This is a genomic window from Leeuwenhoekiella obamensis (assembly GCF_055391795.1).
Genome location: NZ_AP029251.1, coordinates 1 through 2,500, shown reverse-complemented (window position 1 = coordinate 2,500; position 2,500 = coordinate 1). Strand labels below are relative to the sequence as shown.

Annotated in this window: 2 tRNA genes and 1 rRNA gene; all 3 read right to left on the bottom strand. The window is 45.9% G+C overall.

The features are described from left to right. Window positions 1-82: 82 nt before the first annotated feature. Window positions 83-156, bottom strand: a tRNA-Ala gene (locus tag ACZ5L8_RS00015). Between the two features lie 169 nt (window positions 157-325). Then, window positions 326-399 (bottom strand) — tRNA-Ile (locus ACZ5L8_RS00010). 163 nt (window positions 400-562) lie between these two features. Then, window positions 563-2,090: ribosomal RNA gene (locus tag ACZ5L8_RS00005) — 16S ribosomal RNA — on the bottom strand. Window positions 2,091-2,500 lie beyond the last annotated feature (410 nt).

The window sequence follows — 2,500 nt, the reverse complement described above, 5'->3', positions numbered from 1 at the left end:
CAAGTCACTATAGACAATCAAATCATCTATGCTTCTCGCTGCAAGCCAAAGATTATCTCTCAAATCTTAAGGCATCGCATCGTGGAGAATATCGGAGTCGAACCGATGACCTCCTGCGTGCAAGGCAGGCGCTCTAGCCAGCTGAGCTAATCCCCCATTTTTTAAAGTAGGCAGTTTCAGTATTCAGTATACAGTCTTTATTACTGTTAACTGCTTCTGCGTACTGCAAACTGGGTTACCCAACTTCTAAAATTTCCTTCAGTATCTTGTAATGAACTTCGTAATCTCCTTTTCGCCATAAGGCTTAAAAAAAATACTTCTTAAGTAGTCTCAGGCAGACTCGAACTGCCGACCTCTACATTATCAGTGTAGCGCTCTAACCAGCTGAGCTATGAGACTGTCCTATTATTCAAGTGAACGGTCCGTGCATTTAAACGAACCGTCAAATGAAAAATATTTTGAATTAACAGCTATAAAAGACCAGAACCTCATTCTGATTCCTAACAAAGTCTTCCTTGATCCGAAGTCTTTTGTTTACCATAAGGCAAACGAAAAGCTCTAGAAAGGAGGTGTTCCAGCCGCACCTTCCGGTACGGCTACCTTGTTACGACTTAGCCCCAGTTACCGGTCTTACCCTAGGCCGCTCCTTACGGTGACGGACTTCAGGTACCCCCAGCTTCCATGGCTTGACGGGCGGTGTGTACAAGGCCCGGGAACGTATTCACCGGATCATGGCTGATATCCGATTACTAGCGATTCCAGCTTCATGGGGTCGAGTTGCAGACCCCAATCCGAACTGAGACCGGTTTTTAGGATTCGCTCCACCTTGCGGTGTGGCTGCCCTCTGTACCGGCCATTGTAGCACGTGTGTGGCCCAGGACGTAAGGGCCGTGATGATTTGACGTCATCCCCACCTTCCTCACGGTTTGCACCGGCAGTCTGGCTAGAGTTCCCGACTTGACTCGCTGGCAACTAACCACAGGGGTTGCGCTCGTTATAGGACTTAACCTGACACCTCACGGCACGAGCTGACGACAACCATGCAGCACCTTGCAATCTGTCCGAAGAAAAACCTATTTCTAGATCTGTCAGACTGCATTTAAGCCCTGGTAAGGTTCCTCGCGTATCATCGAATTAAACCACATGCTCCACCGCTTGTGCGGGCCCCCGTCAATTCCTTTGAGTTTCATTCTTGCGAACGTACTCCCCAGGTGGGTTACTTATCACTTTCGCTTGGCCACCCAGCCCTCAATTGGGCCGGACAGCTAGTAACCATCGTTTACGGCGTGGACTACCGGGGTATCTAATCCCGTTCGCTCCCCACGCTTTCGTCCATCAGTGTCAATATATTATTAGTAGCCTGCCTTCGCAATCGGTATTCTATGTGATATCTATGCATTTCACCGCTACACCACATATTCTAGCTACTTCATAACAATTCAAGATTAACAGTATCAATGGCAGTTCTCCCGTTGAGCGGAAGACTTTCACCACTGACTTATTAATCCACCTACGGACCCTTTAAACCCAATGATTCCGGATAACGCTTGCACCCTCCGTATTACCGCGGCTGCTGGCACGGAGTTAGCCGGTGCTTATTCCTACGGTACCGTCATCAGATCACACGTGATCCTTATTCTTCCCGTAAAAAAGCAGTTTACAACCCATAGGGCAGTCTTCCTGCACGCGGCATGGCTGGATCAGTCTTTCGACCATTGTCCAATATTCCTCACTGCTGCCTCCCGTAGGAGTCTGGTCCGTGTCTCAGTACCAGTGTGGGGGATCTCCCTCTCAGGACCCCTACCCATCGTTGCCTTGGTATGCCGTTACCATACCAACTAGCTAATGGGACGCATGCTCATCTTGTACCGTAACCTTTAATAATTAAGTGATGCCACTCAATTACACTATGGAGGATTAATCCAAGTTTCCCTGGGCTATACTCCAGTACAAGGTAGATTGCATACGCGTTACGCACCCGTGCGCCACTCGTCAGCAAATTAGCAAGCTAATTCCTGTTACCGTTCGACTTGCATGTGTTAGGCCTGCCGCTAGCGTTCATCCTGAGCCAGGATCAAACTCTTCATCGTAGTATCTTATATAATATTCAACGAATCAAGGTCTTGTCAAGGTTTGAAAATCTAAGGATTCCCAAAATGCTCATAATGATTAATTCTAGTCTTTTGTTTCAAATACTATCTCTATATTTAGAAATAATACGCGCTGTCAATTCAATATGTCAATGAACAACGAAAATCAATTTTCGTCTCTTTGGTAGTTAGTAAGGAATCGAACCTTATCTCTTGTCACCAGACTAACTCTTTTTTTTTAAAAGAACCTACCCTCAGAACCTCTCTCTGAAAGCGGGTGCAAATGTAAGAACTTTTTTAAACATCAAACAAATTTAATTTGATATTTTTTTTAAGTCTCTTTTGCTACTATTTTAATGAACTTTTCTCCCGAAGAAGATCGCCATAAAAGCGGGTGCAAATGTAAAGCC